At 49.1% G+C, this 16,274-nt stretch carries 16 protein-coding genes; 1 reads left to right on the forward strand and 15 read right to left on the reverse strand.

Features of this window, described 5'->3' with window-relative positions:
- Positions 1-8: 8 nt before the first annotated feature.
- From rnhB to rpsB, 15 genes are all read right to left on the reverse strand, one after another.
- Positions 9-626 (reverse strand): ribonuclease HII, encoded by a 618-nt coding sequence (rnhB, locus tag AC6R1A_RS10490; protein ID WP_500633916.1) that lies wholly within the window; start codon positions 624-626, stop codon positions 9-11.
- Positions 627-1,769 (reverse strand): lipid-A-disaccharide synthase, encoded by a 1,143-nt coding sequence (lpxB, locus tag AC6R1A_RS10495; protein WP_500633953.1) that lies wholly within the window; start codon positions 1,767-1,769, stop codon positions 627-629.
- Positions 1,770-1,859: 90 nt separating this feature from the next.
- On the reverse strand, positions 1,860-2,648 hold the full coding sequence (lpxA, locus tag AC6R1A_RS10500; RefSeq protein WP_500631828.1) for an acyl-ACP--UDP-N-acetylglucosamine O-acyltransferase: 789 nt from the start codon (positions 2,646-2,648) through the stop codon (positions 1,860-1,862).
- A 1-nt stretch (position 2,649) separates the two neighbouring features.
- Positions 2,650-3,102, reverse strand: a complete 453-nt coding sequence (gene fabZ / locus AC6R1A_RS10505; RefSeq protein ID WP_334554476.1) for a 3-hydroxyacyl-ACP dehydratase FabZ — start codon at positions 3,100-3,102, stop codon at positions 2,650-2,652.
- A 155-nt stretch (positions 3,103-3,257) separates the two neighbouring features.
- On the reverse strand, positions 3,258-4,289 hold the full coding sequence (gene lpxD / locus AC6R1A_RS10510; protein WP_500633917.1) for a UDP-3-O-(3-hydroxymyristoyl)glucosamine N-acyltransferase: 1,032 nt from the start codon (positions 4,287-4,289) through the stop codon (positions 3,258-3,260).
- A 6-nt stretch (positions 4,290-4,295) separates the two neighbouring features.
- Positions 4,296-4,805 (reverse strand): OmpH/Skp family outer membrane protein, encoded by a 510-nt coding sequence (locus AC6R1A_RS10515; protein ID WP_500633918.1) that lies wholly within the window; start codon positions 4,803-4,805, stop codon positions 4,296-4,298.
- Positions 4,806-4,819: 14 nt separating this feature from the next.
- Positions 4,820-7,243, reverse strand: a complete 2,424-nt coding sequence (gene bamA / locus AC6R1A_RS10520) for an outer membrane protein assembly factor BamA (RefSeq protein WP_500633919.1) — start codon at positions 7,241-7,243, stop codon at positions 4,820-4,822.
- Positions 7,244-7,282: 39 nt separating this feature from the next.
- The gene (gene rseP, locus AC6R1A_RS10525; protein WP_500626551.1) at positions 7,283-8,641 is read right to left on the reverse strand and encodes a sigma E protease regulator RseP; all 1,359 of its coding nucleotides are present in this window, start codon (positions 8,639-8,641) and stop codon (positions 7,283-7,285) included.
- A complete protein-coding gene (gene ispC / locus AC6R1A_RS10530) occupies positions 8,638-9,846 on the reverse strand; it encodes a 1-deoxy-D-xylulose-5-phosphate reductoisomerase (RefSeq protein ID WP_500633920.1) in 1,209 nt (402 codons plus the stop codon). Before ispC ends, rseP begins: the two co-directional genes overlap by 4 nt.
- Before the next feature lie 48 nt (positions 9,847-9,894).
- On the reverse strand, positions 9,895-10,737 hold the full coding sequence (locus AC6R1A_RS10535) for a phosphatidate cytidylyltransferase (protein WP_500633921.1): 843 nt from the start codon (positions 10,735-10,737) through the stop codon (positions 9,895-9,897).
- Between the two features lie 11 nt (positions 10,738-10,748).
- The gene (gene uppS / locus AC6R1A_RS10540; RefSeq protein WP_334554463.1) at positions 10,749-11,504 is read right to left on the reverse strand and encodes a polyprenyl diphosphate synthase; all 756 of its coding nucleotides are present in this window, start codon (positions 11,502-11,504) and stop codon (positions 10,749-10,751) included.
- A gap of 96 nt (positions 11,505-11,600) precedes the next feature.
- Positions 11,601-12,158 carry a ribosome recycling factor gene (frr, locus tag AC6R1A_RS10545; RefSeq protein WP_334554544.1) on the reverse strand — a complete coding sequence of 186 codons (558 nt, stop codon included), beginning with the start codon at positions 12,156-12,158 and terminating at the stop codon, positions 11,601-11,603.
- 108 nt (positions 12,159-12,266) lie between these two features.
- A complete protein-coding gene (gene pyrH / locus AC6R1A_RS10550; protein WP_334554461.1) occupies positions 12,267-12,998 on the reverse strand; it encodes a UMP kinase in 732 nt (243 codons plus the stop codon).
- A 245-nt stretch (positions 12,999-13,243) separates the two neighbouring features.
- On the reverse strand, positions 13,244-14,086 hold the full coding sequence (gene tsf, locus AC6R1A_RS10555; protein WP_334554459.1) for a translation elongation factor Ts: 843 nt from the start codon (positions 14,084-14,086) through the stop codon (positions 13,244-13,246).
- A 133-nt stretch (positions 14,087-14,219) separates the two neighbouring features.
- Positions 14,220-14,948, reverse strand: coding sequence for a 30S ribosomal protein S2 (gene rpsB / locus AC6R1A_RS10560; RefSeq protein WP_334554457.1), 729 nt, complete (start codon positions 14,946-14,948; stop codon positions 14,220-14,222).
- Positions 14,949-15,323: 375 nt separating this feature from the next.
- On the opposite strand from rpsB, the gene map reads away from it, so the two are divergent.
- On the forward strand, positions 15,324-16,202 hold the full coding sequence (map, locus tag AC6R1A_RS10565) for a type I methionyl aminopeptidase (protein ID WP_487901279.1): 879 nt from the start codon (positions 15,324-15,326) through the stop codon (positions 16,200-16,202).
- Positions 16,203-16,274: the final 72 nt, after the last annotated feature.

Raw genomic sequence — 16,274 nt, forward strand, 5'->3', positions numbered from 1 at the left:
TCGCAAGGCTACTCGATGCCGAGCGCGCGTTTCACCGGCTTAAAGCTTTTGCGATGCTCATCAATCACGCCGTGCGCTTCAATCGCCGCAAAATGGGCTTTGGTCGGGTAACCTTTGTGTTGCGCAAAACCAAATTGCGGATGTCGCTTATCAAGCGCTTCCATCTCTTGATCGCGCACCACTTTTGCGATGATTGACGCTGCACTGATTTGCGCGACACGCAAATCACCTTTGACGACCGCCATCGCATCCATAGGCAGCTCAGGGACTCGGTTGCCATCAATCAGGGCGAGATCGGGCGTTAGCGATAAACCTGCAATCGCGCGCTGCATCGCAACCATTGTCGCTTGAAGGATATTCCACTCATCAATTTCAGCGGGGGAGCATCGACCGATAGACCAAGCCAACGCTTTCTCTTTGATCTCCGGTAGCAAGGCTAAGCGCTTTTTCTCAGAGAGTTTTTTTGAATCATTGAGCCCTTCGATCGGATTGTTCGGATCGAGGATCACCGCTGCGGTCACGACATCGCCGACTAAAGGACCACGCCCCACTTCATCGACACCGGCAATCCATTGATAGCCCGTTGGGTACTCAAACGGGGCTAAGGGGGTAGCTTGTTTTGCCATTTATGCTTTACCTATTAATGATAATACGGCGTTGGCCGCTTGTTCATCGGCACCTTTACGAATCCAATGATGCATCTCAGTGAATGTCTCGACCATCGCCTCCCCTTCACCAGCCAAGAGCCTTTCTATCTCCGCACTGAGATTTTCTGGTGTGCACGCTTCGAGCAAGTACTCTTTAACGATCTCTTTGTCCGCCAAAATATTGGGTAAAGAGACAAACGGCGTTTTGACTAAGCGACGCGCGATAAACGCAGTAATAGCGTTCACTTTATACCCCACCACCATAGGGCGCTTAATGAGCATGCATTCTAACGCCACGGTGCCAGAGGCCAGCAGGACCACATCAGACGCCGTAATGACGTTACGCGCGGTATCATCCACTAAGGTGAACTCAAGTTCTGGTGCATAAGTTTGCCAAGCATGCTCAAATTGCTCACGACGCTTAGGGTTAACCAAGGCTACCACAAAGCCTAAATCGGGATGGGTTTGATGCAGGCGTTGGCAGGTTTCAAGGAAAGGTTGGGAGAGCATGTTAAGCTCACTGCCGCGACTGCCTGGCAGCACCGCTAACCAGCGTTTATTCGGGTCCAAACCGAGCAACTCACGCGCGGGCGCTTTGTCGGAGACCATAGGAATCGCATCGGCAAGGGTGTGGCCGATAAACTCACACGGCACTTGGTGGCGGTCATAGAAGGCTTTTTCAAACGGCAAAAATGCAAGCACCAGATTCGTTGCCGCTTCAATCTTGACGATACGTTTTTGTCGCCACGCCCAAACCGACGGGCTGACATAATGGACGGTTTTAATGCCCGCTTGCTTTAAACTGAGTTCAAGCCGTAAGTTGAAATCAGGCGCATCGATACCGACAAACACATCGGGCGGATTGTGAGTAAAGTAATCGACCAAAGAGGCTTTAACTTTGAGCAGTCTCGGCAATCGACCCAGCACTTCGACCAGCCCCATCACGGCCAGTTCTTCCATATCGAACAGAGATTCGCAGCCCTGAGCGATCATCTTAGGGCCACCAATACCGACAAATTCCGCATTGGGGTAGCGCGCTTTTATCGCTTTGATAAAGCCCTCGCCTAAGGTATCACCAGAGAGTTCTCCCGCGACGATACCAATTCTCAGTGGCTTTTCCATTGTCATGATGTATCGGTCCAATTAAATGCAAAATAAAAAAGGCCGTCTGATTTCCTAGACAGCCTTTTAGACATCGAGCGCAGGCCGCGATTAACGAATAATACCGCGTTCTGTATTTTCCAGCATGTGCGAGAAGCGTCCGACAGAGGCAAACTCTTTCGCCATTTCCGCCAAGATAGGTTTCACTTCTTCCATGGTTTTGCCTGAGCGGTAGATTTCTTTGTACGCTTTTTGTAGGGCGCGAATCTCAGCTCTTTCAAACCCATTGCGCTTAAGGCCAACCAAGTTCAAACCAAATGGGGTGGCGTGGTTACCTTGCGCTAAGACATAGGCAGGCACATCTTGTACGACAGCAGAACAGCCACCGATATACGCGTAAGCCCCGACCGTACAGAAAGGGTGAATCGCTGACAGTGCCATCACACCCGCGTAATCTTCCAAGGTGACATGACCACCTAAAATGGCGTTGTTTCCGATGTGTGTATGGTCACCAACAATCACGTCGTGTGCGATGTGTGCGTTAACACACAATAGGTTGTCGTTACCAATGACCGTCGTCGCTTTGTCTTGCACCGTGCCACGGTGGATCTGCACCGCTTCACGAATGACGTTGCGATCGCCAATCACCACCGTTGTCTCTTCGCCGCCGTATTTCTTATCTTGGTTCTCTTCACCAATGACCGCGTGCGGGAATATGCGGTTCTCTTTACCTATCGTCGTGTGACCTTTGATCACGACATGGGACATGATTTCTGTGCCCTCACCAATCTCCACTTGGCCGGAGATGTAAGTGAAAGGCCCAACGGTCACATTCGCAGCGATGGATACGTCACCTTCGATGACCGCAGAAGGGTGAATTTGAGCCGTCTCATGAATCATATTAGAACTCTCGACGAGCACATTTAAGCTCTGCTGAACAAACCACTTCGCCATCAACCGTTGCTACACCATTGAATGCAGCAATGCCGCGGCGCTCTTTCAAAAATTCTACTTTGATCACCAGTTGATCACCTGGAGTGACAGGTTTACGGAACTTGGCTCCGTCGACACTGGCAAAGTAGTACAACTCGTTCTCAGAAGGCGCACCAAACGATTTAAACGCCAGAAGACCGGTCGCTTGTGCCATCGCTTCCAAAATCAGTACGCCAGGGAACACTGGGAGTTGCGGAAAATGACCCGTAAACTGAGGTTCATTGACTGAAACATTTTTGATCGCCGTGAGGTACTGTGCTTCTTGGAAATCCGTCACACGGTCAATGAGCAAGAATGGGTAGCGATGAGGCAACAATTCCTGAATTTCAGTAATGTTCATCGTTTTATTTTCAGTAGTCAAAGTCATATTCCTATGTTGAATGCTAAATTCTTTTAAGTTGTGGCGCATTATAGACGAAAAAGGCTCGCAAATCGCGAGCCTTCGCTGACAAAAACGCATGAGCCGCCAGATAGACTGAGCAGCGCTCAACGCGCGAGTGCCTGTGGCACACCCTGTTAGTCAGGCTGTTGGTTTTCCAACTGCTTTTCGACCGCTTTCAAACGCTTGTTCATCTCATCAATGCGATGAACACGAGCGGCGGTTTTACGCCATTCACGATTGGTCTGAAGAGGAATACCTGACGAGTACATGCCTTTCTCTTCAATACCTCGCATCACCATGCCCATACCGGTAATGGTGACGCCATCGGCAATCTCAATATGACCATTGATCACGCTGCCGCCACCAATGATACAGTACTTGCCAATGGTGGTACTGCCAGCAACAATCGTACCACCCGCCATGGCGGTACCATATCCGATGTGTACGTTGTGCGCGATTTGCAGTTGGTTATCAAGAATGACGTTGTCTTCAATCACCGTATCGTCAAGCGCACCACGGTCAATCGTGGTACATGAACCGATTTCAACTCGGTTACCAATACGAACGCTACCAAGTTGAGGAATCTTAACCCACTCACCTTTCTCATTGGCATAACCAAAGCCATCTGAGCCAATCACTGAGTTGGCTTGCACTAGACAGTCTTCACCAAGAGAGACTTGATGATAAATGCTCACATTCGGCCATAGCTTGGTGCCTGCACCAATTGAGGCGTTTTTGCCAATAAAGCAGCCCGCGCCAATCGAGACATTATCACCCAGTGTTGCGCCTGACTCGACCACCGCATTCGCGCCGATCGAGACATTGCTGCCCAGTGTCGCATCCGCGGCGATAACGGCACTTGGCGCGATTTCAGCCGCCGGCATAGGCGTGGTGTCTAGTGCTTGCGCCACTTTGGCGAACGCCACGTAAGGGTCGTCAACGACAAGCACGTTACCGTGACATTGCTCTCGCTGGGCCTCTTTGACCATCACCACAGTGGCTTGGCACTGAGCTAGGTGCTTGGCGTACTTTGGGTTAGAAAGAAAAGTGACATGGCCCGCTTGGGCCTTGTCCATCGGGGCAACCATAGTGACGGTCGCCGTTGCGTCGCCATACAATTGACCCGAGGTAATCGTTGCCAGTTCGGCAAGAGTCAGAGTTTTCATAAACAATTATTTAAGTGCTTTGATCACATCTTCAGAAATATCGAATTCAGGCTTACCGTATTGCAATGCGGTAATATCGATCACGAGATCGTAGCCTTGCTTTTCAGCGATTTTGTTCACCGCGTCTTGAATCACTTTAAACAGTTTCTGCTTCTCTTGTGCTTCACGACGAGCAGACGCTTGCTCAAGAGATTGACCTTTAATGCGGAATTCATTTTCTAGCTGCGCAATTTCGATACGCGCTTTTTCGACATCTTCTTGGCTCATCAGCTCAGCGTCACGCTTAAGTTTTTCCACTTTGGTACGCGCTTTCGCTTCAATCGCTTTTAGCTCGTCCGCTTTGTCTTTAAAGTCTTCCTGCATTTTCTGCAGAGCAACTTCACGTTGGGGCAGAGCCTGAAACACCATGGCGGTATTGATGTAACCAATTTTTTGCGCCGCTTCTGCTGCATGAGCAAAAAGAGAAGACGTCATAATAACAAGGCCAAGGCCCGCCGCTTTGATAGTTTTGTTCACTGTAAAATTCCCCTTTAGAAGGTTCTGCCGATTGTGAAAGTGAAGAATTCTTCGTCATCACCTTCGTATTTCTTAATAGGTTTCGCGACCGAGAAGACCAATGGTCCCATCGGAGACATCCATTGCAACGCCGCACCGTATGATGCGCGATAGTTGGTTGGATCTGAGTAATCCTCATAGTATTGAGTGCCCGCATAACTCGCATCGTAGTTAAACTCGGTATCCCACACACTTGCCGCGTCGACGAACACACTGGTTCGGATTTGGCTGCGCACTTCATCAGACGCAAATGGAGTCGGTACAATCAGCTCCATACTGGCCAGCGCGATAGCATTACCACCAACCGAGTCGTCCGTTGCCACCACACAGCCGTCGTTTCCACTGCTTGGAGGACAGACGCTCGAGTTGCTGGAGTTGTAAACCGCCCTTGGACCTGCTGAGTTAGAACCAAAGCCACGTAATGTGGTGAAGCCACCCGCGTAGTAGTTCTCATAGAATGGGAACAGGTTATCGTTGCCATCCGTTTGACCGTAACCGTTACCGTAACCCAAGCGACCACGCATCAACAAGGTAAACTCGTGCTTTTTGGTCAATGGCACATACTGTCTCACGTCGTACTGCAGCTTAAAGTACTGCGCGTCTGAGCTAGGCACGGTGGCCTTGGCGAACGCACGTTGGTAGTTACCTGCTGTTGGGAAGTAGCCCTTGTTGAGGTTGTTGCGCGTCCAAGAGACATTCACGTCAAAATCTTGAGTGATGATGTTATCGCTTTCACCTTGACCAATACTGGCAGCAAACTGCTGCGCCTGATCGTAGGTGGGCACGTTACCGATGTTGTTATGGGTGTAGCCTAACCCGAATTCGAAACGGTTGAGTTCATCAAACGGGAACCCCCAAGTCACACTAGTACCATAACTTTCGTTGGTGTAGTCGATGATCCCCGCTTCTGAGGCTTCAAATTCGTTGTAGAAAATCTTACCGCCCATACTGACACCATCGAGGTTCCAGTACGGATCACGATACTCAAGGCTGACGTTCTTCTGGTAGTCGTTCATCATTGCACTGATACCGACGCGATCTCCAGAGCCCGCAAAGTTATCTTGTTGCAAACCGACCTGGAAACTGACCCCCGACTCAGTGCCGTAGCCAACACCAAAGTTAATGCTGCCTGAGTTGGCTTCTTTGACGTTGTAGACTAGGTCTACCTGATCATCACTGCCCGGAACTCGTACCGTCTGGACATCAACGGTTTCGAAGAAGCCCAAACGGCTCAAACGGTTTTTACCCGTTTCTATCGCGCGCGAGTTAAGCCAACTGCCTTCCATCTGACGCATTTCACGGCGCAGCACTTCGTCTTTGGTCGCATTGTTACCGACAAAGCGAATATCACGAACGTAGATACGATTGCCCGCCTCGACATTGACAATCAGAGAGACCTGCTGATTTTCATCATCAAATTCAGGAATGGTGGTCACTTGTGGATAGGCATAACCGGCTTCACCCAGTACGCGCTTGATGTTCTCTTCAAGAGAGGTCACGGCAGAGCCATTATAGATTTCGCCGTTTTCGAACGTGACCAAATCTTGCAGCTCTTGCTCTTTACCGATCAGTTCACCACGGAATTGGACATCTTTGACGGTGTACGGCAAGCCTTCTGATAACCCCAGCGTGATGTACACCCCTTTTTTATCGGGTGAAATCGCGACTTGCGTCGAATCCACTTGGAATTTTAAGTAACCACGATCCAAGTAGTACGATCTTAAGGCTTCAATGTCGCCCGCTAAGACTTGCTTTTGATATTTATCATCGGCGAGGAAGTTCCACCATGCGACATCCACATTGAGATTGAAACGGCTCAACAGCTCTTCATCTTCGAAGACTTCATTGCCGATAAAATTGATTTGTTGGATTTTCGCAGAGACACCTTCAGAGAAGACGAATTTGACATCACTCCGGTTACGCGGCAGCGGCGTCACGACTGCTTTAACTGACGCGTTGTATTTACCCACGCTGTAGTAGAAATCTTCCAGCCCTTTCTCAATATTGGACAGGGTAGTGCGATCCAGCGCTTCACCGACGCGCATTCCGGAGGCGTCAAGGTTTTGCTGCAACTGCTCTTCTTTGATCGCCTTATTCCCTGAGAAAGAGATGCTGGCAATCGTTGGGCGCTCTTTGACTTGCACCAACAACACATCGCCATCGCGAAGCACTTTGATGTTCTCAAAGTTACCTGAATCGTAGAGTGCACGAATGATCTCAGAAACGTCTTGCCCATCGACAGTGTCACCGACACGGACAGGCATTTTCAAAAGCGCCGCACCGAGAGCCACACGCTGTAACCCTTCGATCTGTATGTCTTCAACCACGAAGCTCTCGGCACCGTTTGCGCTCACACTCGTCGCGAGAAGCGTCGCAAACAGAATATTTTTCATCGCCATATTTGTTTTAGTTATTCCTTTCTACACCCTTCGCCCCGTTTAAAGACGAGCAAAATCATTGAAAATCGCCACTGCCATGAGAGAGAAGATAATCGCACCGCCGATACGGTAACCCATTTCCTGGACTTTTTCAGGCACAGGGCGTCTGATTATGGCTTCAATAGCAAAAAACAATAAATGTCCACCGTCGAGCATCGGCAGTGGAACGAGGTTTATAATGCCTAAGTTCACGCTGATAAGCGCAAGGAAACCGAGAAAATAGACCAAGCCATAATCGGCGGTCGTTCCTGCCCCTTTCGCGATCGAAATCGGTCCACTTAGGTTGTTCAATCCAACATCACCGACAATCAGTTTTTTCAGCATACTGATGGTCAAGGTGATCACTTGCCCGGATTTTTCAATCGCTTTACCGACTGATTCAAATACACCAAATTGCAGGTCGAAGCGATAGCTTTGCGGCCATTCTGCGACTTCTGGAGCAATTCCCGCAAAACCAATCACTCGCTGGTCTGAAAGCGCTCGGCTGTCTGGCGTTAAAGACACGTCCACAGACTGGCCATCACGCTCCACTTTGAGTGCAAGCGCGCGATTAGGGCTTGCTTGAATGGTCTCGACGACCTGCTGCCAACTCTCGACAGCCCGTCCATCGATACTCACTAACGTATCACCGACAAGCAGGCCAGCACGTTCACCGGCACTTCCCTCGCCGACATTGGTCAAACGAGCGGAAATCTCTGGCGTAAAGGGAATAAATCCAAGCGCTGACATAGCAGACTGCGTCTCAGGGTCAAAGTTCCATTCATCTAAATAGAGCACTTTGGTTTCTTCGACCCCCACACCGTCCGCCGGTGCGACGGTCAGGGTCAATTGACTGTCGCCAATATGGCGGATAAGCCCCATATTGACCGACTCCCAATCTGCGGTTTTGACGCCAGAAACCGCTTTAAGTTCCATGCCAGGTTCAAGACCGGCTTGCGCCGCAATCGAGTATGGCGTGACTTGTCCCACGACCGGTTTCACCGCAGGGACACCAATGATGAACACCAACCAATACGCGAAAATGGCAAACAGGAAGTTAAATGCTGGGCCTGCCGCGACAATGGCGCTTCGCTTCCACAAAGGTTTACGGTCAAAGGCGAACGCTTGCTGATCCGCGGGCACATCATCCACGCGGCCATCAAGCATTTTCACGTAACCACCGAGAGGGATCAAAGAAATAGAGTACTCGGTGCCATCTTTACCGACTTTACTCCATATGGATTTACCAAAACCGATAGAGAATTTTTCGACTTTTACGCCACAGCGGCGCGCCACCCAAAAATGGCCAAACTCATGCACGGCGACCAAAATGCCTAATGCAATGATAAATGAGATAAAGTTCCACAAAATACCGGTCATAGCGTCCGTCCGTTCATGGTTTCTATGGCGAATGCACGTGCCATACGATCGAGCTCTAGAATGCTCTCCAAACTATCACATTGCCCCTGACCACGGCTAGCACAGATCCGATTAGTGACCTGCTCATTGATGCGAGCGATGTCAGTGAACGCCAGTTTACGATCAAGAAAAGCCTGCACTGCAACTTCGTTGGCCGCATTGAGCGCTGTGGTCGCATGCTGGCCTTCAAAACAGGCATCAATGGCCAATTTCAAGCAGGGGTAACGTTGGTAATCCGGCTGTAAAAAGGTCAGTTCGCCCACTTGAGTAAAATCTAACGGTGCCACACCAGCAGCAATACGCTCAGGGTACGAGAGTGTCAGAGCAATCGGCGTTGCCATATCCGGCTCGCCCATCTGAGCCAAGACGGAGCCGTCACGATATTGCACCATTGAGTGGATCACAGATTGAGGGTGGATCAGAACTTTGAGTTGCTCGCGGCGAGCATTGAACAGCCATTTTGCTTCAATAAATTCAAGCCCTTTATTCATCATGGTGGCCGAATCCACCGAGATTTTTGGCCCCATGGACCAGTTGGGATGAGCAATCGCTTGTTCTGGGGTCACCTGCTCTAGACTCGCAATGTCGCTGTAGCGAAACGGCCCGCCAGAACCGGTCAAAAGAATATGGCTAATACCCTGCTTTTCAAGATCGCAGCGCCCTAGCTCCGTTTGCGCCTCGACGGGCAAACATTGGAAGATGGCATTGTGCTCACTGTCAACAGGCATTAACTCCGCGCCATACTTGGCAACCGCGTCGATAAAAAGTTGCCCAGACATCACCAACGCTTCTTTGTTGGCAAGCAGCACTCGCTTACCGGCTTTCACCGCCGCCATGGTCGGTAACAAACCGGCCGCGCCGACAATGGCGGCCATCACGGTATCGACATCATCCAGCGCCGCCATTTGGCACATCGCATCTACACCGGATAACACATCAATGGTGAGCGACTCTCCGGCTAACGCTAACTTGAGCGCGCGCGCAGCATCATCGCTCGCCATGACCGCATACTGGGGTTTCCACTTAAGGCACAACTGGCGCATTTTCTCGACGTTGTGTCCCGCGACTAAAGCAACGACCGAGTAGTGTTCACGATTCTGTTCGAGCACCTTAAACGTACTGTCACCAATCGAACCTGTCGCGCCGAGTATTGTCAACTTACGCATAGTAGTTACAACCAAGAAGGTAAAGGCAAGCGCCGGCTTGCCTTAGAATTAGAAAATGAAGTAGAGCAGCGCAAACACGGGAAAGGCAGCCGTCAAACTGTCAATGCGATCCAATACACCGCCATGACCAGGAATGATGTTACTGCTGTCTTTAATGCCAGAGACGCGCTTAAACATGCTCTCTACCAGATCGCCCAATACTGAGATAATCACCGTCGCTAAGGTAATCCCGACCATCACAAATGCGTTGGTAAACGGAATCTCAAACCAATGTGAAAAGCCCCAAGCAACTAAACTGGCGGTCACCATTCCGCCCACTAATCCTTCAATGGTTTTATTGGGGCTCACTTTAGGTGCCATTTTATGTTTACCGATGCTTTTACCGACAAAGTAGGCACCGCTGTCCGCCGCCCAAACAATCAAACAGACAAATAGAACCAAACGCGCGCCGTGGAAAGGATCGCTATAGAGGTCCTGCGCACGCAGCATCACCACGCTCCAGAAAAAGGGCAATAGCGTTAAGATTCCGAAAAGGTGTCTGAGCAGCGTTGACCCCTGCCACAGTGTGGCGGATTTGGGATAGGTAATCGCTAGCACGCTGGCAAAGAGCCACCAAGCGCAACCCAAGCCTAGTAAAGTAAGGTGGGATAAGGAAATCTCATTTAAGCTGTACGCATCAAATGGGACAAAGAACGCACTGACCGCAAACAGTATCGCTGAAGGGACAAGTGCTAAGTAGCGGGATTTGGCCTCGACAAATTGAGTCCACTCCCAAAAACCTATCATAGTGACCACGGCCAGCGCCGCCATAAACGTAGGTAAAGACAGTTGAAAGATGCCTAAAATGACTAACGGAGCAAGGATAAGTGCCGTTATTATTCTTTGCTTCAAACTTAAATCCTTTATTCGCTTTTCATCAATGCCTTGATTTGTTCACCTGTACACCCGAACCGTCGTTCGCGATTAACAAACCAAGTCACTGCTTCGACAAGACTATTCTCGTCAAATTCTGGCCAGTAGATCGGCGTAAAGTAGAGCTCTGCATACGCCATCTGCCATAGCATGAAGTTGCTAATTCTACACTCTCCACTGGTTCGAATCATCAAATCGACTTCAGGAATGTCGTTCATCGACAAATGATCGGTCATTAATGATTCAGTAATCTCTTCTGGTGCAAGTTCACCGCGAGCCACTTTGCTGGCAATCGCTTTGGTCGCTTCCACAATGTCCCATTTGCCGCCGTAATTCGCCGCAATATTGATCACCATTCCGCTATTGTTCGCCGTTAAGGCTTCTGCAGCGGCAATTTTCTCTTGCAAGCGTTCATTAAAACGAGACTTGTCACCAATGATCCGAAGCTTGAGGTTATTCTTATGCAGTTTCTTTACTTCTGATGACAGCACAGAAATAAACAACTCCATCAACACGCCGACTTCTTCTTCTGGTCTGCGCCAATTCTCGCTACTGAAAGCAAACAAGGTGATGGCCTTGATGCCGAGTTTAGCGGAAGTCGAAATCGCCTTACGTACCGCTGCCACTCCATTTTTATGGCCAAAGACACGCGGTTTACCTTGTGCTTTCGCCCAACGGCCATTGCCGTCCATGATGATTGCGATGTGTTTAGGGAGTACGTCAGGTGAGAGTTGAATGTTTTGCATAAGAGGGATTGGGTTTCCAGCAGGGTCGAAGAGATGCAATAAAAAAACGCTGTGCTGTTCGCCCAGCGTTTTTACTCATGGGCAGTTTAATGACTATTAAACTTCCATCAACTCTTTTTCTTTTGCTGCTAGCACTTCGTCAACTTTCTTAACCGCTGCGTCAGTCAGTTTCTGAATTTCATCTTGTGCTTTGCGATCTTCGTCTTCCGAGATCTCTTTGTCTTTCAATAGCGCTTTAAGGTCACCATTGGCATCACGACGAATGTTACGAATCGCTACGCGAGCACCTTCTGCTTCACCGCGAACGATCTTAACGAGGTCTTTACGACGCTCTTCTGTCAGTGGTGGCAGAGGAACACGGATGATAGTGCCCGCAGACATTGGGTTTAGCCCCAAATCAGACATCATGATCGCTTTTTCTACTTTCTGAGTCAGCTCTTTGTCGAATACCGTGATCGCCAGTGTACGCGCATCTTCCGCAACAACGTTCGCGACTTGGTTTAACGGTGTTGGTGCGCCGTAGTACTCAACTGAAATACCAGAAAGAAGGCTTGGGTGAGCACGACCAGTACGTACTTTAGATAGGTTGTTTTTTAGCGCTTCAACGCTTTTTTCCATGCGCTCTTGAGCGTCTTTTTTGATTTCGTTAATCACAATATCACCTTGATGTGTCATTCTTATCGAAGTCTCCCCACTAATGGGATGACGACCTTCGAAAGGCAATACCGTAGCCAACACAATGCTCGCTACGGTTGAATTCAATTAGTTTGCAGAGCTAATCAGTGTGCCTTCAGCTTCACCCATAACCACGCGGCGCAGTGCACCAGGTTTGTTCATGTTGAACACACGAATTGGCATTTTGTGGTCACGAGCCAGAGTAAATGCGGCTAAATCCATTACTTTCAGTTCTTTATCAAGAACTTCAGCGTAAGATAGCTTATCATACAGCTCCGCGTCTGGGTTGGCTACTGGGTCTGCAGTAAATACCCCGTCCACTTTTGTCGCTTTGAGAACCACGTCAGCTTCAATCTCAATACCGCGCAGACACGCCGCTGAATCTGTTGTGAAGAATGGGTTACCTGTACCGGCAGAGAAGATCACAACGCGACCTTGGCGCAGCTGGCTGATAGCATCGGCCCAGTTGTAATCATCACACACACCTTTTAGAGGGATAGCGGACATCACACGCGCGTTCACATACGCACGATGCAGCGCATCACGCATCGCAAGACCGTTCATCACTGTTGCTAGCATGCCCATGTGGTCACCGACAACTCGGTTCATACCTGCCTCAGCAAGGCCGGCACCACGGAACAAGTTACCACCGCCGATAACAACACCCACTTGAACGCCCAGTTCAACGAGCTCTTTTACCTCTTGAGCCATACGATCAAGGATCGTAGGGTCGATACCAAAACCTTCTTCGCCTTGTAGAGCTTCACCGCTCAGTTTTAACAGAATACGTTGATATGCTGGTTTAGGGTTTGTCGTCATGGAGTCTACCTTCCAATAAAGAGAGTGGTTGATTAACAGTCATGGATAGGGGAGAAAATCAAGTTCATAGACCCTAGTTCCTAGAGAAGAAATCCACTCTAGACTCTAGGAACTAGGCACTAGGCACCTAGGAACTCGCACCGAGTCACTATCACCCCTATTCATCACGGCTAATCGTTTGCACGCTAGTCATAAAAAGACCGCAGCCTTGGCTACGGTCTAAATAGTAAGCGCTACACTCAGGATTAACCTTTTTGAGCTGCTGCTACTTCTTCAGCAAAGCTCATTTCTGCGCCTTTCTCAATACCTTCGCCAACTTCTAGGCGAACGAACGTAGCAACAGAAGCGCCTTTCTCTTTCAGCATTTCGCCTACAGATTTCTTAGGCTCCATGATGAACGCTTGACCTGTTAGAGAGATTTCGCCAGTGAATTTCTTCATGCGGCCGATAACCATCTTCTCAGCGATCTCTTGTGGCTTGCCTTCGTTCATAGCGATTTCAACTTGAACTTCTTTCTCTTTAGCCACTACGTCAGCTGGTACGTCTTCTGGGTTAACGTACTCTGGCTTAGACGCAGCAACGTGCATTGCAACGTGCTTAAGAGTTTCAGCATCGCCTTCACCCGCTACCACAACACCGATTTTCTCACCGTGACGGTAAGAAGCGATTGCAGCACCTTCAACGTACTGAACGCGACGGATGTTGATGTTTTCACCGATCTTAGCAACTAGAGCAACACGCTCTTCTTCGAATTTAGCAACAAGCTCTTCAGCAGATGCTTTAGACGCTAGCGCGTCTGCTGCTACTTTCTCTGCGAATGCAGTGAAGTTGCCATCTTTAGCAACGAAGTCAGTTTGGCAGTTAACTTCAAGAAGAACAGCAACACCGCCTTCTTCTTTGATGATGATTGCGCCTTCAGCTGCTACGTTACCTGCTTTCTTAGCAGCTTTCGCAGCGCCTGATTTACGCATGTTCTCGATTGCTAGTTCGATGTCAGCGTTTGCTTCAACAAGCGCTTTCTTACATTCCATCATACCTGCGCCAGTACGTTCGCGCAGTTCTTTAACTAGAGCAGCAGTAACAGCCATTCTCTATTCCTCAGTTGATTCTGGATTGGGTAAAAAACAGGGGCCTACACACGTTCGGCCCCTATTGATAACTATAACTCACTTTATGCGACAACAAGATTGCACATAAACCAAGTGTGACACGGAGCCGCTATTATTCAGCTTCTACGAAACCGTCTTTTTCAGCAGCTGCAGCTACGTCTTTGTTACGACCTTCTGTAACCGCTTGAGCAGCAGCGTTTAGGTATAGCTGTACTGCACGGATTGCGTCATCGTTACCTGGGATAACGAAGTCAACGCCGTCTGGGTTAGAGTTAGTATCAACAACAGCGTAAACTGGGATACCTAGGTTGTTTGCTTCTTTAACTGCGATGTGCTCGTGATCAGCGTCGATAACGAATAGAGCGTCAGGTAGGCCGCCCATATCTTTGATACCACCAAGAGATTTCTCTAGCTTCTCCATTTCGCGAGTACGCATTAGAGCTTCTTTCTTAGTTAGCTTGTCAAAAGTACCGTCTTGAGACTGAGCTTCTAGGTCTTTTAGACGCTTGATAGACTGACGAACAGTTTTGTAGTTAGTTAGCATACCGCCCAACCAGCGGTTGTTAACGAAGTACTGGTTGCTAGCAATAGCCGCTTCTTTAACAGCTTCAGATGCAGCGCGCTTAGTACCTACGAAAAGAACTTTACCTTTTTTCTCGCCAACTTTCGCTAGCTCAGCAAGCGCTTCGTTGAACATTGGTACCGTTTTTTCTAGGTTGATGATGTGAACGCGGTTACGAGCACCAAAGATGAATGGCTTCATTTTTGGGTTCCAGTAACGAGTTTGGTGACCGAAGTGAACACCAGCTTTCAGCATATCGCGCATTGATACAGTTGCCATTTTAAAATCCTCTATGGGGTTAGGCCTCCACATTCCCCATAACTCCGACTAGGCTTCTGCCCAGCACCCCGGAATATGTGTCGGAATGTGTGTGATTTAAAGATAAATGTGTTTGGATGTTGCCCGCTTCGCCACCTCAACGCATCAAGGTGAAGAGAACAGACCGCAATTCCGGCGCGCTTTATATCATATTTTTGCGTTGTTTGGCTAGAAAAAAAACCACTTTCACCGCGTCCAACCCCCGCGAAATCACCGACCGTTACAGCAACCCTAGTCATTTTAAGGATTTATCGAGATTACACTTTCGCCCCTCTTCCTGTTAGAATGCGGCCATTCGCACCAGAGCGTGCTGACAGTGTTAGATAGAGAAAGCCGATGTCAATTAAGATCAAAACCGCACAAGAAATTGAACGCATGCGCATAGCTGGCGCATTGGCCGCTGAAATCCTAGAGATGATCGAGCCACACGTCCAAGTCGGCGTGACGACCGATGAGCTCAACCAGATTTGTCACGACTACGCCACCAGCAAAGGTGCGTACTCTGCGCCACTCGATTATCATGGGTTCCCGAAATCTATCTGTACTTCGATCAACCACATTGTGTGTCACGGCATTCCTGCCAACCAAGATGAAATGGGTAGCAACGGTCAGATGAAACCGGCGGTGTTAAAAGATGGCGACATCATCAACATCGACATCACAGTGATTGTTCCCGATGATGAAAACGCCGATCTTTCCGTGCGCCCAGCAGGCTACCATGGCGATACTTCGAAGATGTTCTTAGTGGGTGAGGTCTCCCCTGCCGACAAGCGCTTGTGTATGGTGACACAAGAAGCCCTGTACGTTGGGATGCGTAAAGTCAAACCGGGTGCTACGGTTGGCGATATTGGCAGTGCCATCGAGAAATACATCAAAGAGAACAACAAGAAAAACCCACGTAATAAGTTTTCTATTGTCAAAGACTTCTGTGGTCATGGTATCGGCAACGAATTCCATGAAGAGCCACAAATTGTTCACTACAAGAACAATGACCGACGTGTGTTGAAAGAAGGCATGTGCTTTACCATCGAGCCTATGATTAACGCCGGTAAATTTGGTGTCAGCGTCGATGCCGAAGATGACTGGACGGTCTACACTGGCGATGGCAAAAAATCCGCTCAGTATGAGCACACCATAGTAGTAACGAGCAACGGATGTGAAGTGCTGACACTAAGAAGCGATGACACCATCCCACGCCTGATGAACAACGATTAACGATTGAATGGAATATCCCCGCTTACGGGGATATTTTTTTATCTGACTAACTTTGCTAGATTCCTAATTAGG

Source organism: Vibrio sp. R10-SG3-ISO3 (assembly GCF_059834225.1).

Excerpts from the sequence above, each read along its gene's own strand:
- rnhB (WP_500633916.1), bottom strand. The coding sequence starts at position 626 with ATGGCAAAACAAGCTACCCCCTTAGCCCCGTTTGAGTACCCAACGGGC.
- lpxB (WP_500633953.1), bottom strand. The coding sequence starts at position 1,769 with ATGGAAAAGCCACTGAGAATTGGTATCGTCGCGGGAGAACTCTCTGGT.
- lpxA (WP_500631828.1), bottom strand. The coding sequence starts at position 2,648 with ATGATTCATGAGACGGCTCAAATTCACCCTTCTGCGGTCATCGAAGGT.
- lpxD (WP_500633917.1), bottom strand. The coding sequence starts at position 4,289 with ATGAAAACTCTGACTCTTGCCGAACTGGCAACGATTACCTCGGGTCAA.
- bamA (WP_500633919.1), bottom strand. The coding sequence starts at position 7,243 with ATGGCGATGAAAAATATTCTGTTTGCGACGCTTCTCGCGACGAGTGTG.
- rseP (WP_500626551.1), bottom strand. The coding sequence starts at position 8,641 with ATGACCGGTATTTTGTGGAACTTTATCTCATTTATCATTGCATTAGGC.
- ispC (WP_500633920.1), bottom strand. The coding sequence starts at position 9,846 with ATGCGTAAGTTGACAATACTCGGCGCGACAGGTTCGATTGGTGACAGT.
- uppS (WP_334554463.1), bottom strand. The coding sequence starts at position 11,504 with ATGCAAAACATTCAACTCTCACCTGACGTACTCCCTAAACACATCGCA.
- pyrH (WP_334554461.1), bottom strand. The coding sequence starts at position 12,998 with ATGACGACAAACCCTAAACCAGCATATCAACGTATTCTGTTAAAACTG.
- tsf (WP_334554459.1), bottom strand. The coding sequence starts at position 14,086 with ATGGCTGTTACTGCTGCTCTAGTTAAAGAACTGCGCGAACGTACTGGC.
- rpsB (WP_334554457.1), bottom strand. The coding sequence starts at position 14,948 with ATGGCAACTGTATCAATGCGCGATATGCTGAAAGCTGGTGTTCACTTC.
- map (WP_487901279.1), top strand. The coding sequence starts at position 15,324 with ATGTCAATTAAGATCAAAACCGCACAAGAAATTGAACGCATGCGCATA.